Source organism: Streptomyces sp. W1SF4 (assembly GCF_003950035.1).
In the GTDB taxonomy this organism is placed as follows: domain Bacteria; phylum Actinomycetota; class Actinomycetes; order Streptomycetales; family Streptomycetaceae; genus Streptomyces; species Streptomyces racemochromogenes.
Map to the genome: position 1 here is coordinate 6,589,284 of NZ_CP034350.1, position 20,043 is coordinate 6,609,326.

General features: G+C 73.7%; 18 protein-coding genes. 10 read left to right on the top strand and 8 right to left on the bottom strand.

Annotation, left to right across the window (positions count from 1 at the left end; translation table 11 throughout):
• The first annotated feature begins 268 nt into the window (after positions 1-268).
• Positions 269-769, top strand: a complete 501-nt coding sequence (locus tag D1J60_RS30625) for a hypothetical protein (protein ID WP_125605488.1) — start codon at positions 269-271, stop codon at positions 767-769.
• A gap of 82 nt (positions 770-851) precedes the next feature.
• On the opposite strand, the gene D1J60_RS30630 is transcribed toward D1J60_RS30625, so the two are convergent.
• The 3 genes from D1J60_RS30630 to D1J60_RS37500 all read right to left on the bottom strand — a co-directional run bounded on the left by D1J60_RS30630 (position 852) and on the right by D1J60_RS37500 (position 3,214).
• Positions 852-1,622, bottom strand: a complete 771-nt coding sequence (locus D1J60_RS30630) for a hypothetical protein (RefSeq protein WP_125823316.1) — start codon at positions 1,620-1,622, stop codon at positions 852-854.
• Positions 1,623-1,810: 188 nt separating this feature from the next.
• The gene (locus D1J60_RS30635) at positions 1,811-2,581 is read right to left on the bottom strand and encodes a DUF4239 domain-containing protein (RefSeq protein WP_125823317.1); all 771 of its coding nucleotides are present in this window, start codon (positions 2,579-2,581) and stop codon (positions 1,811-1,813) included.
• Positions 2,582-2,614: 33 nt separating this feature from the next.
• Entirely contained in the window at positions 2,615-3,214 is a 600-nt protein-coding gene (locus D1J60_RS37500) for a hypothetical protein (protein WP_241253451.1), read from the bottom strand.
• A 378-nt stretch (positions 3,215-3,592) separates the two neighbouring features.
• Here D1J60_RS37500 and D1J60_RS30650 point away from each other — a divergent pair, with 378 nt between their 5' ends.
• Positions 3,593-4,423 (top strand): SAM-dependent methyltransferase, encoded by an 831-nt coding sequence (locus D1J60_RS30650; protein WP_125823319.1) that lies wholly within the window; start codon positions 3,593-3,595, stop codon positions 4,421-4,423.
• Between the two features lie 200 nt (positions 4,424-4,623).
• Positions 4,624-6,792: an EAL domain-containing protein gene (locus D1J60_RS30655; protein WP_125824278.1), complete on the top strand. Its 2,169-nt coding sequence runs from the start codon at positions 4,624-4,626 to the stop codon at positions 6,790-6,792.
• A 56-nt stretch (positions 6,793-6,848) separates the two neighbouring features.
• On the opposite strand, the gene D1J60_RS30660 is transcribed toward D1J60_RS30655, so the two are convergent.
• Positions 6,849-7,913, bottom strand: a complete 1,065-nt coding sequence (locus tag D1J60_RS30660) for an FAD-dependent monooxygenase (RefSeq protein WP_125823320.1) — start codon at positions 7,911-7,913, stop codon at positions 6,849-6,851.
• Between the two features lie 118 nt (positions 7,914-8,031).
• On the opposite strand from D1J60_RS30660, the gene D1J60_RS30665 reads away from it, so the two are divergent.
• On the top strand, positions 8,032-8,691 hold the full coding sequence (locus D1J60_RS30665; RefSeq protein WP_125823321.1) for a TetR family transcriptional regulator: 660 nt from the start codon (positions 8,032-8,034) through the stop codon (positions 8,689-8,691).
• 294 nt (positions 8,692-8,985) lie between these two features.
• Here the strand turns inward: D1J60_RS30665 and D1J60_RS30670 are convergent, their stop codons facing one another.
• Positions 8,986-9,867 (bottom strand): LysR family transcriptional regulator, encoded by an 882-nt coding sequence (locus D1J60_RS30670; protein ID WP_125823322.1) that lies wholly within the window; start codon positions 9,865-9,867, stop codon positions 8,986-8,988.
• Positions 9,868-9,962: 95 nt separating this feature from the next.
• On the opposite strand from D1J60_RS30670, the gene D1J60_RS30675 reads away from it, so the two are divergent.
• From D1J60_RS30675 to D1J60_RS30690, 4 genes are all read left to right on the top strand, one after another.
• Positions 9,963-10,667: a succinate dehydrogenase gene (locus D1J60_RS30675; protein ID WP_125823323.1), complete on the top strand. Its 705-nt coding sequence runs from the start codon at positions 9,963-9,965 to the stop codon at positions 10,665-10,667.
• A 2-nt stretch (positions 10,668-10,669) separates the two neighbouring features.
• Positions 10,670-12,694, top strand: coding sequence for a fumarate reductase/succinate dehydrogenase flavoprotein subunit (locus D1J60_RS30680; protein ID WP_125823324.1), 2,025 nt, complete (start codon positions 10,670-10,672; stop codon positions 12,692-12,694).
• Positions 12,691-13,431 (top strand): succinate dehydrogenase/fumarate reductase iron-sulfur subunit, encoded by a 741-nt coding sequence (locus tag D1J60_RS30685; RefSeq protein ID WP_125823325.1) that lies wholly within the window; start codon positions 12,691-12,693, stop codon positions 13,429-13,431. The genes D1J60_RS30680 and D1J60_RS30685 overlap by 4 nt, the downstream gene beginning before the upstream one ends.
• A gap of 131 nt (positions 13,432-13,562) precedes the next feature.
• A complete protein-coding gene (locus D1J60_RS30690; protein WP_241253641.1) occupies positions 13,563-14,225 on the top strand; it encodes a hypothetical protein in 663 nt (220 codons plus the stop codon).
• A gap of 15 nt (positions 14,226-14,240) precedes the next feature.
• Here D1J60_RS30690 and D1J60_RS30695 read toward each other — a convergent pair whose 3' ends face one another.
• A complete protein-coding gene (locus tag D1J60_RS30695; protein ID WP_125823326.1) occupies positions 14,241-16,658 on the bottom strand; it encodes an excinuclease ABC subunit UvrA in 2,418 nt (805 codons plus the stop codon).
• A gap of 10 nt (positions 16,659-16,668) precedes the next feature.
• The gene (locus D1J60_RS30700; RefSeq protein WP_125823327.1) at positions 16,669-17,703 is read right to left on the bottom strand and encodes an MsnO8 family LLM class oxidoreductase; all 1,035 of its coding nucleotides are present in this window, start codon (positions 17,701-17,703) and stop codon (positions 16,669-16,671) included.
• A gap of 89 nt (positions 17,704-17,792) precedes the next feature.
• Between D1J60_RS30700 and D1J60_RS30705 the strand changes: the two genes are divergently transcribed.
• Positions 17,793-18,287, top strand: coding sequence for a hypothetical protein (locus tag D1J60_RS30705; RefSeq protein ID WP_125823328.1), 495 nt, complete (start codon positions 17,793-17,795; stop codon positions 18,285-18,287).
• Positions 18,288-18,347: 60 nt separating this feature from the next.
• Here the strand turns inward: D1J60_RS30705 and D1J60_RS30710 are convergent, their stop codons facing one another.
• Entirely contained in the window at positions 18,348-18,563 is a 216-nt protein-coding gene (locus D1J60_RS30710) for a dodecin (protein ID WP_042802362.1), read from the bottom strand.
• 171 nt (positions 18,564-18,734) lie between these two features.
• On the opposite strand from D1J60_RS30710, the gene D1J60_RS30715 reads away from it, so the two are divergent.
• Entirely contained in the window at positions 18,735-19,991 is a 1,257-nt protein-coding gene (locus tag D1J60_RS30715) for an extracellular solute-binding protein (RefSeq protein ID WP_125824280.1), read from the top strand.
• The last annotated feature ends 52 nt before the right edge of the window (positions 19,992-20,043 follow it).

Below are 20,043 nucleotides of genomic sequence, written 5' to 3' on the forward strand. Positions count from 1 at the left end.
GCCCGGGACGGCGATCGGGGAAGGGCGAACGGGTGGTCGCGTCCGGTCGGGGTGCGTCCATCCAGGTATTCGTCACATAAATGCCTGACGGCTCATGACCTGCGGATCCGTCAGATGATCAGTGCGGGCTTCGGCGTGTCGCTCAACCGGGCGGCCCAAAGTCGGAAATGCGCTGGTTGCGCGGTGGCCCGAGGGTTCGTGATGGGAGGCGTTCTCGTCGATCTGCCCGGACCACCGCTCCGGGGCGCTTCCCGCTGGAGGTTCCATCATGCGTGTTCTGCGCGCTCTCACCGTGACGGCGGCTGCCTGCGCCGCGATCGGTCTCAGTGCCCCGTTCGCCACCGCGAACTCGCCGCAGGGCGGCGGCAACGGGCCCAGCAACGTCACCGTCAACCCGTACTCCGTGCACCAGGGCGCCTCGATGCAGGTCAGCGCCGCCGGCTGCGGCCACGGCGGCACGGTCTGGTCGAACGGCAACTTTCCGCAGACCAACCTCTCGGCCGGCTCCATCGGCTTCGCGACCGTCCGGATCTTCAACCACGCCTCGCCGGGCCACCACACGCTGTCCGTCAAGTGCCACGACAACAGCCTCGTCGCAACGCACCGGTTCACGATCCTGCCGGGCAACGGAGCACAGGGCGGCCTCGGCGGCTCCTTCGGCCCGTCCACCGCCGAGACGGCCATCGGCGCCGGCCTCGTCGGCGCCGCCGCGCTCGGCGCGGGCGCGCACGTGATCCGCCGCCGCCGTCCGGTCGGCTCCCGGGGCTGACGCGCCCCGTCGGCCGCGGCCACGGTACGCCCCGGGTCCCGGACCCGGGGCGGCCGGCCGGTGCCACGGCCGGGGTGCGGGGTCAGTGGCCGCGGGCCGGGCGGCGCCGGCGCACGGCGTACGCGGTCCCGCCCGCGGCGGCGGCGAAGAGCGCGGCACCCGCCCCCAGTTCCACGGGGTCCATCCCGGCCACGCTGCCGCCGAGGCCGCCGCGCACGCCGAGCGCGGCCGGGGTGCTGCGCTGGGCCGAGACCGGGGCCGATGCGCGCGCGGTGGGCGTGATCCGGGCGGCCGGGGCGGTGCGCACGGCGGTGGGAACGGCCTTGGGGGGCGGGGTGGCCGCGCGAGTGGCCGTGGCGGTGGCCGTGGGGGCGGTGGCCGTGGCGGTGGCCCGCGGCCTGACTCCGAGGGTGGGCTCCGCGGACGGGGTGCGGCGGACGCCGGTGGTGGAGCTGGTGCTCGGCGTCGACGTGGCGCCGGTGATCGTGAGGTCGGCTGAGCCGTTCTCCCCGTTGCAGGTGAAGGTGACGGAGTACAGCGCTCCGCGCCGGGCGTCCCGGTCCACCGTGACCCGGACGGTCTGGCCGCGCGGGATGCTCACGGTGTCGAAGACGCCGGAGGAGGCGGTGGCGTACGCGGCGTCGCAGTCGCTGACCGAAAGGGTCACCTGGCCGCCGGGGGCGACCGTCGACGGGATGAGCGCGAAGGCGAAGGAGGTCGCGGGCGCGGCCTGCGGAGCCGGAGCCGCGGGCGGGGTCCCGGGGGCCATGGCGGCGGGCGCGCAGAACGCGCCGAGCGCGATGAGGGCGCCGGCGCTGAGCAGGGCGGTGGCGGAGCCGCGTATCGCACTCATGGTCGGTCCTCCGGATCCCGAGGCGCACTCGCGCAGCGTTTGCGCAGGTGGGGGTCGTGCACCTCGTTGTCCGCCACGCTAGGCGCCGGGCCGGTGACCCGCGATCAGGAGCGGGCGAATGGGGCACGGCCGTAGGCCGAACCGGCGACGGCGGGCCCGCTCCCGGTTTCCCGGGAGCGGGCGCCCGTTCAGCTTTTGAGGTCCAGGTGCGGGAACTGGGCGAGGAACGGCTCTGCGGTGGCGGAGATGCCGCGCCCGAAGGGCGAGTCGAAGTCCCAGATGAGGAAGAGCAGGAAGGCGATCAGCGCGCTGAACAGGCCGGCCAGCAGCATCTCGCGGAAGGAGCGGCGGATCTGCAGGGTGAAGATCAGGCCCACCGTGACCAGGGCCCCGGCGATCAGCCCGAACCACACCACGCCGGGCATGGTGGCCCCGGCGCTCTGGCCGCGCGCGTTGCGGGCGTCGTCCACGAGCGCGACCTGGTCGACCAGCGGCTGGTACGCCTGCCCCTCGTGGTCGGTCTGCGGCACGTAGTCGGTGACGTCGCGGCGGATCTTCTCCAGCAGCTCCCCGCTGCGTTCGGTGACGTCCTCGCCGTCGGCCATCCGCTGCCACTCCGTGTCGACCACGTAGGTCACGTACGCGTCGACGTCGGCGCGGATCCTCCCGCGCACCTCGGCCGGGTAGACCTGGGAGCGGACGCTGATCTCGTGCAGGGCCTGCGCCTCCTGGCGCACGTACTCCTGGGCGGCCCCGCGGCCCTCCCAGACGCCCGCGATCGCCAGGCCCAGGACGATCGCGTAGATCACCCCGATCATCATCGTCATGTACTCGATGACGTCCGGGGTCTCGTTCGGATCGTCGTCCTCGCCGATCCTGCGGTGGTTGAAGAAGGCGATGGACAGCACCACGGCACACGCCGCGGCCATCGCGAGGGACAGGACGAGCCATTCCGACAAGATGACTCCCAATCGATGAGCGGTGGGTGCGGCCTAGCGCGGGCGCAGCGCGACGATCGCGAGCACGGCGGGGGCGGCGGTCATGAGGGTGAAGGTGACCGGGGAGACGTGGTGCTCCACCGGCTTGCGGGTGGGGGTGTGGTAGCTGGGGCGGGCGACGGGCTTGGGCTTGGGCGCGGGGGCCGGCGTCGGCGGGGGCGGCGGCTCGGGCGCGGGCGGGGGCGGCGCGGGCGTCTTGTACACCCGGGGCGGCGCGGGCGCCGGCGGCTTCGGGGCCGGTGCGGGCGGTGGCGGCGGGGCCGGGGCCGGCCGGGGCGGCTCGGGGGCCGGCTTCGGCGGCGGTGGCGGAGTGGGCTTCGGCGGCGGCTTCGGCGGCGGAGTGGGCGGCGGCGGAGGCGGTGGGGGCGGCGGCTTGGGTGTCGGCTTGGGCGGGCACGGCGGGGGAGGCGGCGGGCAGTCGTGCGCGTGGCCCTTGCCGCGGTGGCCGCAGGTGTGTCCGTGGCCGTGGCCGCCGTGATGTCCGCCACCCCGGCCGGCCCCGCCGCCGCCGCCGCTTCCGGCGTACGCGTACAGCTCGACGACGCCCGTCCCGTCGGCGGTGCCGACCGTCGCGTAGGCGCAGCTATCGGCCACGGCCGGTGTGGCGGAAAGGGATGCCCACAGCAGGACCGGGATCGCCAGCATGCGTCTGGCTAAGGCTCTGTTCACCCCGGGAGCATGGGCCCGCGCGCGCCCGCGCACGCGAGGCCCGGTACCGGTTCGCCTGATCGGGTGGAGTGTGGAGCATAGATGTTTGAGCCAGCTGGGGACCGCTTCGCAGAGTTCGCGGTCGAAATCTCAAATGGTATTTGTCGGCTTCTTCTTCGCAGGTGGCGGGGGCCGCACGTGCCTTTGGTGTGTGACCAAGAACGGACCGCCAATTTCCGCTTTTGCTCGCCCTGTTGGGAAATGATCAGTACATTCGGCTCGGACAGCAGTCCGACCACGGCACGACGAGGCTTGGAGACCCCGATGGAACGCCCCGCCTGGGCCCCGCCAGGCATCGACATATCGGTGCCCAGTGTGTCCCGCATCTACGATTACTACCTGGGCGGCTCCCACAATTTCGAGGTCGACCGCCAGGCCGCCCGCCGCGCCATGGAGTTCATGCCGGGCCTGCCCAAGATCATGCAGGCCAACCGGGCCTTCATGCGCCGCGCCGTCCGGCACGCCGTGGCCGAGGGCGTCACTCAGTTCCTCGACATCGGCTCCGGCATCCCGACCTTCGGCAACGTCCACGAGATCGCCCGCAACGCCAGCCCCGAGGCCCGCGTCGTCTACGTGGACCACGACCCGGTGGCCGTCGCCCACAGCCGCGCCGTCCTGGCCGGGGACGACCGCACCGGCGTCGTCCCCGCGGACCTGCGCAAGCCGCAGGACATCCTCGGCTCCGCCGAGGTCGGCCGGCTGCTGGACCTGGAACGGCCCGTCGCGCTGCTGCTCGTCGCCGTACTGCACTTCCTGGAGGACACCGACCGGCCGTACGAGGCCGTCGCCGAGCTGCGCGACGCCCTGGCCCCGGGCAGCATGCTGATCCTCACCCACGCCTCCTACGAGGGCATCCCGCTCACCGAGGAGGTCGCGGGCGGCGCCGTCGGCGTCTACCGCGACATCCGCAACCCGCTCGTCATGCGCGGCCACGAGCAGATCACCGGCTTCTTCGACGGGTTCGAGCTGCTGGAGCCGGGCCTGGTGTCCATGCCCGACTGGCGCCCCGAGGACACCGGACCCCTCGCGGACGGCGAGGCGCCCGAGGATCCGTACGCCTTCTCGGGCTACGGCGGCGTGGGACGCAAGGCGTGAGACTCCCCGCCCCGACGCCGCCGCCCGCCGGCCCGCGCCCGGCCGGCCCCGCCTCCGCGACGCCCGCCCACGGCACCCCCGCCCCCGCTCCCGGTGCCGGCTCCGCCCCCGCCGGGGCGGGGGCCGCCGGACGGCGGGTGCCCCCGCAGGCCACCCCGGACCCCGCCCAGCAGCCCGGCCCGCCCCAGGGCCGGGCGTCGGTGCGTGAACTGCGCAGCGGCCTGGAGGACCGGATCGCCCGCTTCGCCACCATCTGGGGCCGGGCGATCTTCCCCGTCACGGCGACCTCCCTGACCCGCCCCGAGTTCGAACAGCACCTCGTCCCCCTCGCCCGGACCCTGACCGAGGCCCTGCACGCCCGCCCCTTCGACGCGGGCGTCGCCCAGGGCGTGGGCGCCGAGCTCGTCGCCGTGCACTGCACCGACCCGGAGGCGCTCGCGGGCACCCTCGGGGTGGTCGAGTCCTACCTCGTGCTCTACTGCGGGCCCGACGGCGCAGGGACCGAGGGCAAGGAGGAGTACCGCTCCCGCTGCGCCCGGCTCCAGCACGGCATAGCCGCCGGCTTCGCCCGCGCGCTGCGCGAGCGCACCCTGCGGGAGCAGGAGGCCATCGCCCGCTCCGCGCTGACCGCCCGCAGCGACGCCCAGCAGGCCCTGCACGCCAGCGAGGAGCGCTTCCGGGCGGTCTTCGAGGGCGCGGCCGTCGGCATCGGCATCGCCGACCTCGACGGCAACGTCCTGGAGGTCAACGACACCCTGCTGAAGATGTTCGGCGGCCTGGAGGGCCACGTCCGCAGCCGCAACGTCAGCGAATGGGGCCACCCCGACGACACCCCGCACGTCTGGCGGATGTACGGGGAGCTCGTGCGCGGGGAACGCGAGCACTACCGCGTCGAGAAGCCCTACTACCGCCACGACGGCACCGTGCTGTGGACCAACCTGACGGTGTCCCTGCTGCGCGACGCCGACGGAGTGCCCCAGTACCAGCTGGCCCTGATGGAGGACACCACCGAACGCCGGCTGCTCAACCTCCGGCTGCGCTACGAGGCCACCCACGACGCGCTGACCGGCTTGCCCAACCGCACGCTGTTCTTCGAGCGGCTGGAGAAGGCCCTGGGCGGCGCCCCCGGCAGCCGCTTCGGCCTGTGCTACCTCGACCTGGACGGCTTCAAGACGGTCAACGACAGCCTCGGCCACTCCGCGGGCGACCGGCTCCTCGTCGAGGTCGCCGACCGGCTGCAGAGCTGCGCCACCGGGCCGGGCGAGGTCGTGGCCCGCCTCGGCGGCGACGAGTTCGTCGCCCTCACCACCAGCCCCGCCAGCGGCACCGGCGAGGACCCCGGAGAGAAGGTGACCGACCTCGCGGTGCGCATCCTGTCCGCGCTCTCCACCCCCATCCGGCTGGAGGGCCGGGAACTGTCGGTGCGCGGCAGCATCGGCATCGTCGAGGGCCGCGCGGGGGAGCGCACCCCGGCGGAGGTGCTGCGCAGCGCCGACATCACCATGTACCGGGCCAAAGCGGCCGGCGGCAACCGCTTCGAGTTCGCCGACGCGGAGGCCGACGCCCGGGCCATCACCCGCCACGGCCTGACCAACGCCCTGCCGGCGGCGCTGGAGCGCGGCGAGTTCTTCATCGAGTACCAGCCCCTGGTGCACATGCACGACGGCAGCGTGCACGGCGCGGAGGCGCTGGTGCGCTGGTCGCACCCCCAGTACGGGGTGCTCGGCCCGGACCGGTTCATCCCGCTCGCCGAGCGGACCGGGCTGATCGTGCCGCTCGGCCGCTGGGTGCTGGAGGAGTCCGTCCGCCAGGCCCGCAACTGGCAGCGCCAGCACGGCGGGGCCGCCCTGCGCGTCAACGTCAACCTCTCGCCGACCCAGCTCCACCACCCCGGCCTGGTCGCCGACACCGTCCGGGTGCTGGAGGCCTCCGGGCTCGCCCCGGGCGCCCTGTGCCTGGAGGTCACCGAGTCTGCCCTGATCGGCGCCGACGACGAGCTCCTCGAACCGCTGCGCCGGCTTGCCGCGCTCGGCGTGGACATCGCCCTCGACGACTTCGGCACCGGCTACTCGAACCTGGCCAACCTGCGCCGCCTCCCGGTCAGCGTCCTGAAGCTGGACCGCTCCTTCACCCAGGGGATGCAGCAGCAGCCGGCCGACCCCGTGGACGTCAAGATCGTGGAGGGCATCGTCTCCCTGGCCCACAGCCTGGAACTGGCGGTGACCGTGGAGGGCGTGGAGACCGGCGCCCAGGCGGCCCAGCTCCGGGCCCTGGGCTGTGACACCGCCCAGGGCTGGTACTACGCCCGCCCCGGCGCCCCGGACCGGATCCACGCCCTCACCCTCTCGGACGCGGTCCCCACCCCCTGAGCCGGCCGGCCCCCGGCCGGGGTCCCGCCCGGGGTCCCGCCCGGGGTCCTGGCGGGTCAGCCCAGTCCGGCCTCCGTTCCCCGACCGGGCTCGCGCACCGCGGCCAGGACCCGCCGGTGCCGCTCGGAGGTGTCGGCGAGCAGCCGCGCGGCCGCCGGCAGCCGCTCGGCCTCGTACCCGTCGAGCGCCGGCGCCCCGGCCTCCCCGGTCAGGGCCGCGCCCAGCGTCCGGCCCAGGGCCATCGCGTCCTGGATCCCGGTGTTCATCCCGAGCCCGCCGGCCACCGAGTGGACATGGGCCGCGTCCCCGGCCAGGAAGGCCCGGCCCACGCGCATCCGGTCGGCCATGCGGACGTTGACCCGCCAGGCGGAGAGCCAGGACGCTCCGGCGAGCCGTATCCCCTTCATCCGGGCGTGCCGGTCGAAGAGCCGCTGGAAGCCCTCCAGCGAGGGCGGCACCGGTTCGCCGTCGGCGTCCCTCTCGGGTGAGGCCTGGAGCTGGAACACCGGCGTCCCCGGTATCGGACAGAGCATCACGGCCCCGCCGTCCGAGGTGAACCACTGGTGCCAGACGTCCCGGCTCAGGTCCGGGGCCGTCACGTCGCCCAGCACCATCGTCCCGGTCTCCTCCGAGGTCCCCTCGAAGGCGATCCCGAGGAGCCCCCGGATCGTGCTCCGGCCTCCGTCGCAGCCGGCGAGGTACCCGGCGCGGACCGAGCCGCCGTCCGCCAGCCGCGCGGTCACCCCCTGCGGGTCCTGCTCGATCCCGGTGACCCGGGCACCGTGCTCCACCCGGACGCCGAGGGAGGCGAGGTGTGCGCGTAGGACGTCCTCGATCTGCCACTGGCCCAGGAACAGGATGTCCTTCAGCCGCGTGTCTTCGACCCGTGCCCCGTCGAAGTACTTGCGCAGCACCAGCTCCCGGCCCACCTCGGAGATCGGGCCGAGCAAGCCCAGATCCGCCATCGCGTCGAGGCCGTCCCGGTTGAGGCTCTTGCCGCGGGACTCGCGGTGCGGACGGGGCCGCTGGTCGAGCACGCGGACCGGGATGCCGCGGCGGGCGAGGTCGCAGGCCAGCGTGAGTCCGGTGGGGCCGCAACCCACGATCAGTACGTCGCTCATCGGAGTGTCCTCTCCTCGGTGCCGAATCGCTCGATGAACCAAGGAAAGCGCGACCCGGGCAAAAAAGCAACCGGGTCACGAAATTAACTGGGTCATTGTTTTGTGGTACGGTGGGGGCATGGAGAACATCACGGGTTCGCGCACGGGACTGCGCGAGAGCAAGAAGGCACGTACGCGGCAGCAGCTGGCCGCCACCGCACTCGAACTCTTCCTCGAACGCGGCTTCGACGCCGTGTCGGTGGCCGACGTCGCCGCGGCGGCCGAGGTGTCCAAGCCCACCCTGTTCCGGTACTTCCCGAGCAAGGAGGACCTGGTCCTCGACCGGTTCGCCGACCACCAGGACGAGGCGGCCCGGATCGTGCGCGAGCGTCCGGAGGGCCTGACCCCGGTCCGGGCGGTCCACGAGCACTTCCTGGCGGCACTCGCCGAGCGGGACCCCATCACCGGCCTCTGTGACCACCCGAACGTGCTCGCCTTCCAGGAGCTGCTGTACTCCACGGCCAGCCTGCAGACGCGGATCGCCCACTACACGGCAGGCGAGGTGGAAGCCCTGGCGGCCGCCCTGGAGGCGGAGGAAGTCCCCCCGTTCCCCGCACGGCTGGCGGCCCTGCACCTGGTGACCGTCCGCCACGAGCTGGGCCGGGAGAACTGGCGCCGGATCTCCGCCGGCCAGAGCGCCGACGCGGCCTACCCCGCGGCCGTCGCCGAAGCGGACGGGGCCTTCGCCATGCTGGCCGACGGTCTCGACCGGACCCTGGGCCCGCTCATACCCTCCTGACACCGGCGGACGGGACCGCCGAAAAGCCGGTCCGCGGAGGCGGGCGAGCGCAGGGTCGCCAGGTATGTCACCGAACTGGTGGGGGCGTTGGAGCGCCACGGCAACCGGCCGGCGCTCGGCCCGCTCCCGGGCCGCTCAGCCCCGGCCCCCGGTCGTGGGCCCCGGCCGCCGGCTCCTGGTCGTGGGCCCCGGCCGCCGGCTCCTGGTCGTGGGCCCCGGCCGCCGGCCCCACGGTCCGGCCCCCGGCCCCCGTGAGGAGCGCGCCCGTTCGGGCGCGGGGCGCCGGCCGGGCGGTCAGTCGCCTACCAGCATGCGCTTCAGTTCGCGGGCCGCCCGTGGGGGTGCCACGTCCGTGCGGTGGGCCAGGGCGATGGTGCGGCGCAGCGGGGATCCCGCGAGGCGGGTGGCGCGCAGGCCCGGCCCGGCGTGCTCCACCACCATGGCCGGGACCACCGCGATGCCCAGCCCGGCCCGGACGAAGCCGAGGACCGCGTCCATCTCCCCGCCCTCCACCGTGAACACCGGCTCGAACCCTGCGGCCCGGCACGCCGCCACCGTCAGGTCCCGCAGGTCGTAGCCGTGGCGGAACATCACCATCGGCTCCCCGCGCAGGTCGGCGATGGCCGGCTCCCCGCCGCCCGCCGGGGGCGGGAGGTCCGCGGACGAGACCACCACCAGGTCCTCCGTCAGCAGCTCCACCGTGGTCAGGGAGGGGGCCGAAGGCGGTAGCGGCAGCGCGATCAGGGCCAGGTCCAGCACCCCGCGCGCGAGTTCCCGTACCAGGTCCAGCGAGCCGCTCTCCTCGATCAGCAGCTCGATGCCCGGGTGCGCCGCGTGGAAGGCCCGCAGCACCCCCGGCAGCAGGCCGGTGCACACGCTCGGGGTCGCCCCCAGCCGCACCCGGCCGCGCCGCAGCTGCGCCAGCTCCTGCACCTCCAGCCGCGCCGTGTCCGCGTCCGCGAGGATCCGCCGCGCCAGCGGCAGCAGGGCCTCGCCCGCGTCCGTGAGCGCGATGTTCCCGCGCGCCCGGCTGAACAGCTCGGCGCCCAGCTCCCGTTCGAGCGCCTTGATCTGCTGGGACAGCGAAGGCTGCGCCACGTGCTCCCGTTCGGCGGCGCGCGTGAAGTGCCGCGTCTCGGCGACGGCCACGAAATAGACCAGCTGCTGGAACTGCATGCCCCCAGGCTAACGCCACCCATAGGCTTTGCCTATCGCGATCAGCTCCACCATGTCTTGGACCTCTCGGGACCTTGGTCCTTACCGTCAACGGCATGGCTCTGGCAACGCGGACGGATCGACGGCCGTCCACCACGCGCACGCTCTGGGACTCCACCGTCGGCAAGAAGTCCGTGATGGCCGCATCGGGCCTGGTGATGCTCGGCTACCTCGTCGCGCACATGCTCGGCAACCTGAAGATCTTCTTCGGGGCGGACGAGTTCAACGGCTACGCCCACTGGCTGCGCACCCTCGGCTCCCCCTTCCTGCACCACGAGTGGGCCCTGTGGATCGTCCGCGTCGTCCTGGTCGCCGCAGTCGTCGCCCACGCCGTCTGCGCCTACCAGCTCAGCCGCCGCGACATCAAGGCGCGCCCGGTCAAGTACGCCCGCAAGCGCCGCCGCGCGAGCTACGCCACCCGCACCATGCGCTGGGGCGGGATCATCCTCGGCCTCTTCATCGTCTGGCACCTCCTCGACCTGACCACGCTCACCGTCAACGAGCGGGCCTGGGCCGGCCACCCCTACGAGAACGTCCTGTCGACCTTCTCCACCTGGTACGGCAACACCGTCTACATCGTGGCCATGGCCGCCCTCGGCCTGCACGTCCGCCACGGCTTCTGGAGCGCCGCCCAGACCCTCGGCGCGGGCAACGCCCGGCGCGACCGGACCCTGAAGTCCCTGGCCGACGTCCTGGCCCTCGTCCTCTTCGCGGGCTTCGTGTCCGTCCCCGTCGCCGTCATGACCGGAGTGGTGAGCTGACCATGAGCACCGAGAACGGAACGTACGCCGAGAACGACACGTACACGGAGAACGGAACCCACACCGAGAACGGCGACCGCACCGAGTACGCCGCCTACACCACCGGCGACCCCGTCCGCGACACCAAGGCCCCCGGGGGCCCGATCGCCGAACGCTGGGACCGCCGCCGCTTCGAGGCGAAGCTGGTCAACCCGGCCAACCGCCGCAAGCACACCGTGATCGTCGTCGGCACCGGCCTGGCGGGCGGTGCCGCCGGCGCGACCCTCGCCGAGCAGGGCTACCACGTGGTCCAGTTCTGCTTCAGCGACTCCCCGCGCCGCGCCCACTCCATCGCCGCCCAGGGCGGCATCAACGCCGCCAAGAACTACCGCAACGACGGGGACTCCGTACACCGGCTCTTCTACGACACCGTCAAGGGCGGCGACTTCCGCGCCCGCGAGTCCAACGTCCACCGCCTCGCCCAGATCTCCGTGGAGATCATCGACCAGTGCGTGGCCCAGGGCGTACCCTTCGCCCGCGAGTACGGCGGCCTCCTCGACACCCGCTCCTTCGGCGGCGTCCAGGTCTCCCGCACCTTCTACGCCCGCGGCCAGACCGGCCAGCAGCTGCTGCTCGGCGCCTACCAGGCGCTGTCCCGGCAGATCGCCGCCGGCAACGTCGAGCTGCACGCCCGCACCGAGATGCTCGACCTGATCACCGTCGACGGCGTGGCCCGCGGCATCGTCGCCCGCGACCTGATCACCGGCAGCATCGACACGTACTACGCCGACGCCGTGGTCCTGGCCACCGGCGGCTACGGCAACGTCTTCTACCTCTCCACCAACGCCATGAACTCCAACGCGACCGCCGTCTGGCGGGCGCACCGGCGCGGCGCGTACTTCGCCAACCCCTGCTTCACCCAGATCCACCCCACCTGCATCCCGCGCACCGGCGACCACCAGTCCAAGCTCACCCTGATGAGCGAGTCCCTGCGCAACGACGGCCGCATCTGGGTCCCCAAGGCCAAGGGCGACACCCGCCCCGCCGCCGAGATCCCCGAGGCCGAGCGGGACTACTACCTGGAGCGGATCTACCCCTCCTTCGGCAACCTCGTCCCCCGCGACATCGCCTCCCGCGCCGCGAAGAACGTCTGCGACGAGGGCCGCGGCGTCGGCCCCGGCGGCCAGGGCGTGTACCTCGACTTCGCCGACGCCATCCGCCGCATGGGCCGCGACAAGGTCGCCGAGAAGTACGGCAACCTCTTCGAGATGTACGAGCGGATCACCGCGGAGGACCCGTACGAGGTCCCCATGCGGATCTACCCGGCCGTCCACTACACGATGGGCGGACTGTGGGTCGACTACGACCTCCAGACCACCGTCCCCGGCCTGTTCGCGATCGGCGAGGCCAACTTCTCCGACCACGGCGCCAACCGCCTCGGCGCCTCCGCCCTGATGCAGGGCCTCGGCGACGGCTACTTCGTGCTCCCCTCCACCATCAACGACTACCTCGCCCGCCACCCGCACCCCCAGCCGGTCGACGACAGCCACCCCGAGGCCGCCGCCGCGGTCCGCGAGACCCGCGACTGCCTCGCCAAGCTGCTCGCCGTCGACGGCGACCGCACACCCGACTCCTTCCACCGCGAGATCGGCGAACTCATGTGGGAGTACTGCGGCATGTCCCGCACCGAGGAGGGCCTGCGCAAGGCACTCGCCCGCATCCCCGAGATCCGCGAGGAGTTCTGGCGGCGCATCAAGGTCCCCGGCAGCGGCGAGGAGTTCAACCAGTCGCTGGAGAAGGCCAACCGCGTCGTCGACTACCTGGAACTCGCCGAGCTGATGTGCCTCGACGCCCTCCACCGCGCCGAGTCCTGCGGCGGCCACTTCCGCGAGGAGTCCCAGACCCCCGACGGCGAAGCCGCCCGCCGCGACGAGGAGTTCGGCTACGCCGCCGCCTGGGAGTACCAGGGCACCGGCACCGCCCCCGTCCTGCACAAGGAAGACCTCGTCTTCGAGTACGTCCACCCCACCCAGCGGAGCTACGCATGAAGCTCACCCTGCGCGTCTGGCGCCAGCAGAACGCCGACGCCCCCGGCGCCATGGCCTCCTACGAGGTCGACGGCATATCGAAGGACATGTCCTTCCTGGAGATGCTCGACACCCTCAACGAGGACCTCATCCTGCGCGGCGAGGACCCGGTCGCCTTCGACCACGACTGCCGCGAGGGCATCTGCGGCGCGTGCAGCCTCGTCATCAACGGCGACGCCCACGGCCCCGAACGCACCACCACCTGCCAGCTCCACATGCGCTCCTTCGCCGACGGCGACACCATCGACGTCGAACCCTGGCGGGCCTCGGCCTTCCCCGTGGTCAAGGACCTCGTCGTCGACCGCAGCGCCTTCGACCGGATCATCCAGGCCGGCGGCTACATCACCGCCCCGACCGGCTCCGCCCCCGAGGCGCACGCCACCGCCGTGCCCAAGCCGGCCGCGGACTCCGCCTTCGAACACGCCGAGTGCATCGGCTGCGGCGCCTGCGTCGCGGCCTGCCCCAACGGCTCCGCGATGCTGTTCACCTCCGCCAAGGTCAACCACCTGAACGTGCTCCCGCAGGGCTCGCCCGAGCGCGAGACGCGGGTGCTGGACATGGTGGCGCGGATGGACGACGAGGGCTTCGGCGGCTGCACCCTGACCGGCGAGTGCGCCACCGCCTGCCCCAAGGGGATCCCGCTGCCGTCGATCGCCGCGATGAACAAGGAGTGGCTCCGCGCCCTGCGCAAGGCCTGAGCGCCCACCCCGCTCCCGTACGGGCCGCCCTGGGCCGATCGGCTGACCCGATCCGCCGACCGGGCGCTCGTACGGGCCGTACGCCGTGCCGTGCCCCGGCCCGGTCCGGTGCGTGGGGTTCAGTGGACCCCATGCCCCAAGCCCCCGCCGGGTCCGGACCGCGCCGCCGCACCGCGCTGGCCGCCGCCCTCGCCGGCCTGGCCGCGGCCGGCTGCACGGCCGAGGACAACGCGACCCGCCGGAAGCCGCCCGGCCCCGCCCCCGGCCGGCCCGCCGACAAGGACGCCCTCGTCATGGTGATCCGGCACGCGGAGAAACCCTTCGCCGGAGCCACCGGCGAGGACGACGAGGGCAACGAGGATCCCGGCTTCCTCGCCGGCCGGGGCCGCCGCCGCGCGGAAGAGCTGCCCCGGCTCTTCGGCCCGGCCCACAGTGCCCGGCTGCCCCGGCCCGCCGCGCTGTACGCGACCGGCGGGCCGCGGACCGCCCCCGCCCGGTCCCGGCAGACCCTGGCGCCCCTGGCCGCCGCCCTGCGGGTCCCCGTACGCTCGCAGTTCGCGCTCGGCGCCGAAGCGGGGCTGGCGCGGGCCGTACTGGAAGCCCGGGCGCCCGTACTCGTGTGCTGGGAGGCCGCCGGGATCCCCCGCCTGGTCCACGCCCTCGGCGCGCACCGCGTCATCGGCGTCCCCGCCGCCTGGCCCGACCGCTGCGACCTCGTCTGGACGCTCACCCGCACCCGCGGCACGTGGGCCTTCCGCGAACTCCCGCAGGCACTGCTGCCCGGCGACGCCTGAGCCCGCCGCCGGCGTCTACAGCCCCAGCGCCCGCGCCAGGTAGGGCGCGGTGCGGGAATCCGGGGAGGCGGCCACCGCCGGCGGCGGGCCCGCGGCCGTGATCCGGCCGCCCTCCGCACCGCCGCCCGGGCCCAGGTCCACGACCCAGTCCGCGCCCGCCACCACCTCCATGTCGTGCTCCACGACCACCACCGAGTGCCCCGCGTCCACCAGCCCGTGCAACTGCCCCAGCAGCACCCGCACATCGGCCGGGTGCAGCCCCGTCGTCGGCTCGTCCAGCAGGTACAGGGTGTGGTCCCGGCGCAGCCGCTGCAGCTCCGTCGCCAGCTTGATGCGCTGCGCCTCGCCGCCCGACAGCTCCGTCGCCGGCTGCCCCAGCCGCAGGTAGCCCAGCCCGATCTCCTCCAGTGCCCGCAGGCTGCGCGCCGCCGCCGGGACCTCCTCGAAGAACCCGGCCGCCGCCTCCACGGTCAGGCCCAGCACCTCCGCGATGGTCAGCCCCGCGTAACGCACCTCCAGCGTCTCGGCGTTGTACCGGGCGCCCGCGCACGTCGGACAGGGGGCGTACGTGCTGGGCAGGAACAGCAGCTCCACCGAGACGAAGCCCTCGCCCTGGCAGGTCTCACAGCGCCCGCCCGGCACGTTGAAGGAGAACCGGCCCGCCTTCCAGCCGCGCGCCCGCGCCTCGGGAGCGGCCGTGAACAGCTTGCGGACCACGTCGAACAGGCCCGTGTACGTGGCCAGGTTGGAGCGCGGGGTCCGTCCGATCGGCTTCTGGTCCACCTCCACCAACCGCCGCACGGGAAAGCCCGGTTCGGCCAGCCGCCCGGCCACCTCGCCCGCCAGCACCTGCCCCACCAGGGTGGACTTCCCCGAACCGGACACCCCCGTCACCGCCGTGAACACCCCGAGCGGGAACTCCACGTCCACGCCCCGCAGGTTGTGCCGCTCCACGCCCGACAGCCGGATCGAGCCGGACGCCGGGCGCGGGGTCCGCCCGCGCCCGGACGCCGGCGGCGCGAACAGGTGCCGTGCCGTCGCCGACTCCCCGACGGCCGCCAGCTGTGCCGGGGGCCCGCTGTACAGCACCCGCCCGCCGTGCTCCCCGGCCAGCGGTCCCACGTCCACCACCCAGTCGGCGCGGCGCACCACGTCCAGGTGGTGCTCCACCACGAAGACGGTGTTCCCCGCCGCCTTCAGCCGCTCCAGCACACCGAGCAGCGCCTCGGTGTCCGCCGGATGCAGCCCCGCCGACGGCTCGTCCAGTACGTACACCACCCCGAACAGCCCCGACCGCAGCTGGGTCGCCAGCCGCAGCCGCTGGAGCTCGCCCGCCGACAGGCTCGGCGCGGTCCGGTCCAGGCTCAGGTAGCCGAGCCCGAGTTCCGTCACCGGCGCGATCCGCGCCCGCAGGTCCCCGGCCAGCACCCGCGCCGCCTCGTCCGCCGGCGGCGCGGCGGCCAGTACGCGGTCCAGGTCGTCCAGCGCCAGTGCCGCCAGCTCCGCGATCGTGCGGCCCGCGAAGGTCACGGCCAGCGCCTCCGGCCGCAGCCTGCGCCCCTGGCACGCCGGGCACGGGGCGTCGGTGAGGAACTTCTGCGCGCGCGCCCGCAGCGTGGCGCTCTTGGTGTCGGAGAAGGTCCGCATCACGTAGCGGTGGGCGCTCATGTACGTGCCCTGGTAGGGCCTTTGGATCCGGTCGGCCTCCCGCACCGGGTGCACGGTGACCACGGGCTGCTCCTCGGTGAACAGGATCCACTCGCGGTCCTCGGCCGGCAGCTCCCGCCAGGGCCGGTCCACGTCGTGGCCGAGCACGTCGAGGATGTCGCGCAGGTTCTTTCCCTGCCAGGCGCCCGGCCAGGCGGCGATGGCGCCCTGACGGATCGACAGGCTCGGGTCCGGCACGAGGAGTTCCTCACTCGTGCGGTGGATCCGGCCCAGCCCGTGACAGGAAGGGCAGGCCCCCGCGGCCGTGTTGGGGGAGAAGGCGTCCGAGTCGAGCCGCTCGGCGCCCGGCGGGTAGGTCCCGGCCCGCGAGTACAGCATCCGCAGGGAGTTGGAGAGCAGGGTCACCGTCCCCACCGAGGACCGCGAACCCGGGGCGGAGCGACGCTGCTCCAGGGAGACCGCGGGCGGCAGTCCGGTCACCGAGTCCACCTTCGGGGCGCCGATCTGGTGGATCAGCCGGCGCGCGTACGGGGCCACCGACTCGAAGTACCGGCGCTGTGCCTCGGCGTAGAGGGTGCCGAAGGCCAGGGAGCTCTTACCGGAGCCGGAGACCCCGGTGAAGACGGTCAGGGTGTCGCGCGGGATGTCCACGTCCACCCCGCGCAGGTTGTGCTCCCGGGCGCCGCGTACCCGTACGCAGGGATCGGGGGCGTCCGGCCGGCCGGGCTCGCCGGGGGTGTCGGGGGAGTCGGGGGTGTGGTGCATTCGCCCCAGTTTAGAGCCCCGGGCCCCCGGGGGCCGGGCGGGCCGGGCCGGCCGGGCTCAGCCCGGTGATCCGGGCCAGCCGGGTGAAGGAGTCCAGCAGGGCCGTGCGGTCGTACGTGGAGGTGGTGACCAGCAGCTCGTCCGCCCCGGTGGCCCCGGCGACCCCGGCCAGGGCGGCGGCCACCTGCTCCTCCGTCCCGGCGATGTGCCCGGCGAGGCCGCCCTCGTACAGCTCCCGCTCCTTCGGGGTCATCTCCAGCGCGGCGACCTCCTGCGCCGGGCGCAGCGGCGGGAAGCTGCCCCGGGTCCGGGAGCGGGCCAGGGCCCAGGCCTCGGGGAGCAGGATCCGCCGGGCAGCCTCCTCGGTGGCGGCGACCGCGACCGTCCCGGAGACCACCACGTACGGCTGCGCCGCCCACGGGGACGGCCGGAACTCCTCGCGGTACCGGCGCACCGCCTCCGCGACCTTGGCGCGCCCGCGCAGGTCGCCGACCACCACCGGGAGTCCGGCCCGGGCGGCGATCCCCGCGCCCTCGCCGGTGGCCAGGACGAAGGGCGGGATCCGCAGCCCCTCGGCGGGCCGGGCGTGCACCTCGGGGTGGGCGCGCTGGGTGCCGTCGATCCAGCGGAGCAGTTCGGCCAGCTGCTCCTCGAAGCGGTCGGCGTCGGCGGTGTCCCGGCCCAGGGCGCGGCGGATGCCGCCGGTGAAGCCGACGGAGCGGCCGAGGCCCATGTCGATCCGGCCGGGGAAGAGGGCTTCGAGGACCCCGAACTGCTCGGCCACCACGAGGGGCTGGTGGTTGGGCAGCATCACGCCGCCGGTGCCGACCCGGATCCGCCGGGTGGCGGCGGCGACGGCGGCGGCCAGTACGGTGGGCGCGGAGCCGGCGACGCCGGGCACGCTGTGGTGCTCCGACACCCAGAAGCGGTGGTAGCCCAACCGGTCCGCCGCGCGGGCCAGTTCCACGGTCTCGCGCAGGGCCTCGGGGGCGGGGTGCCCCTCGCGGGTGCGGGACCGGTCGAGGATCGAGACTTTTCGGATCACACCCGTCTCAACGCGCGTCGGCGCCGGTGATTCCCGGGCCCCGGTCGTGACGTCGTCCGTTTGTCGTACCGGACGCCTAGGCTGCGGGCATGACACAGACCCCGCCCCGCCGTCCGCTCGCCGTCTTCGACATCGACAACACCCTCGCGGACACCAGTCACCGCCAGCACTTCCTGGAGGGGCGCCCCCGCGACTGGGCGGGGTTCTTCGGGGCCGCGCCGGCGGATCCGCCGCTCGCCCGGGGCGTGGCGCTGGCGGCGGAGCGCGCGGCCGACTGCGAGGTGGTGTACCTGACCGGGCGGCCCGAGCGGTGCCGCGCCGACACCCTGGACTGGCTGGCCCGGCACGGGCTGCCGGAGGGCCGGGTGTGGATGCGCGGCGACCAGGACCGGCGCCCGGCCCGGCTGACGAAGCTGGAGGTGCTCCGGCGCATCGCCCGGGGGCGCGAGGTGCGGGTGCTGGTCGACGACGACGAACTCGTCTGCGAGGCCGCCCGTGCGGCCGGCTTCCGGGTGGTCCTGGCGGACTGGGCGGCGGACGCGCCGGAACTCAAGCAGGCGCAGGAGGACGAGGGCCGCACCTGACGCCCCGCCGCCCGCCCGCCCGCCCTCGGGTCCTTCCCGTTCCCCGGTCCCGCCGGCTGCTCAGTCCTCGCCGTCGAGGCGGAAGCCGACCTTCAGTCCGACCTGGTAGTGCGCGACCTGCCCGTTCTCGATGTGTCCGCGCATCTGCGTGACCTCGAACCAGTCCAGGTTGCGCAGGGTCTGCCCCGCGCGGGCGATCCCGTTCCGGATGGCCTGATCGATGCCCTCGTGGGAGGTGCCGACGATCTCGGTCACGCGGTAGGTGTGGTTGGACATGGGGGTCTCCCGCCAGTCGTCGCTGTTGCCTTGTTCCACGGTGCCCCAGTAAGCCCGGGTCCGCGAACTATGCGTGAACAATCCCGGGCGAAAGGGGGTTGACCCGCTCATTGGTCTATGCCAATTTCAAGCCATCGGAGATCCATCCCCAGAAGGTGACCCCTCGTGAAGATGCGCTTCCTCGCCGTGTGCACCGCCCTCGCGGCAGCGACCGCCCTCACCGGCTGCGGCCAGTCGGCGGGATCCGGCGGGGGCTCCGACAAGGTGACCCTGTGGCTGATGAAGGGCAGCGCCTCCGAGGACTTCATCCGGAAGTTCACCGCCGACTTCGAGAAGCAGCACCCCGGCATCGACCTGGAGGTGAGGATCCAGGAGTGGAAGGGCATCGGCGACAAGGTCAACGCCGTCCTCGGTGGTAAGTCCGAGGACCGCGCCGACGTCATCGAGGTCGGCAACACCCAGGTCGCCCAGTACGTCGAGACCGGCGGCGTCTCCGAGGTCACCCTCGAAGGCCTGCGCGAATGGGGCAGCAAGGACTGGCTCAAGGGCCTCTCCGACCCGGGAAGCGTCAACGGGGCGCAGTACGGCGTCCCGTGGTACGCCGCCAACCGGGTGGTGATCTACAACAAGGACCTGTTCGCGGCCGCCGGGATCAAGACCCCGCCGAGGAACCGCCAGGACTGGATCGCCGCCACCCAGAAGCTCGACAAGGGCGAGCAGCAGGGCATCTACCTGCCCGGCCAGAACTGGTACGTCCTCGCCGGGTTCGTCTGGGACGAGGGCGGCGACCTCGCCGTCGAGACCAGCGGCCAGTGGGTCGGCGCCCTCGACGACGAGAGGGCCCTCGCCGGAATGGACTTCTACAAGCAGCTCCAGGCCCTCGGCGACGGCCCCAAGAGCGGCGACGAGGAGACGCCCCCGCAGTCCGAGGTCTTCGCCCGCGGGCAGGTCGCCCAGATCATCGCCACCCCCGGCCAGGTCGCCCAGATCGAGGCCGCCAACCCGGCCCTCAAGGGCAAGCTCGGCTTCTTCCCCATCCCCGGCAAGACCGCCGACAAGGCCGGCGCCGTCTTCACCGGCGGCTCCGACCTGATCATCCCCGAGAAGACCGCCCACCGGGCCCGCGCCGTGGACGTGATCACCGCCCTGGTCAGCGAGAAGTGGCAGACCGAGCTCGCCCGCACCATGAGCTACGTCCCCAACAAGACCACCCTCGCCCGCGTGGTCGAGGGCAACGACGGCGCCGCCGCCATGGCCCCCGGCGCCGCCCAGGGCCGCGCCACCCCGAAGTCCGCGCGCTGGGCCGAGGTCGAGGCCGCCAACCCGATCAAGCCCTACATGACGGCCGTGCTCAGCGGCCAGGACCCCCGCCAGGCGGCGAAGGCGGCCTCCGACACCATGAGCCGGGTCCTCAACTCCGACCGCTGACCGCCGCGGGCGGGGGACCCGCCGCGGCGCCGACCGCCGAGTTCAGCCTCCG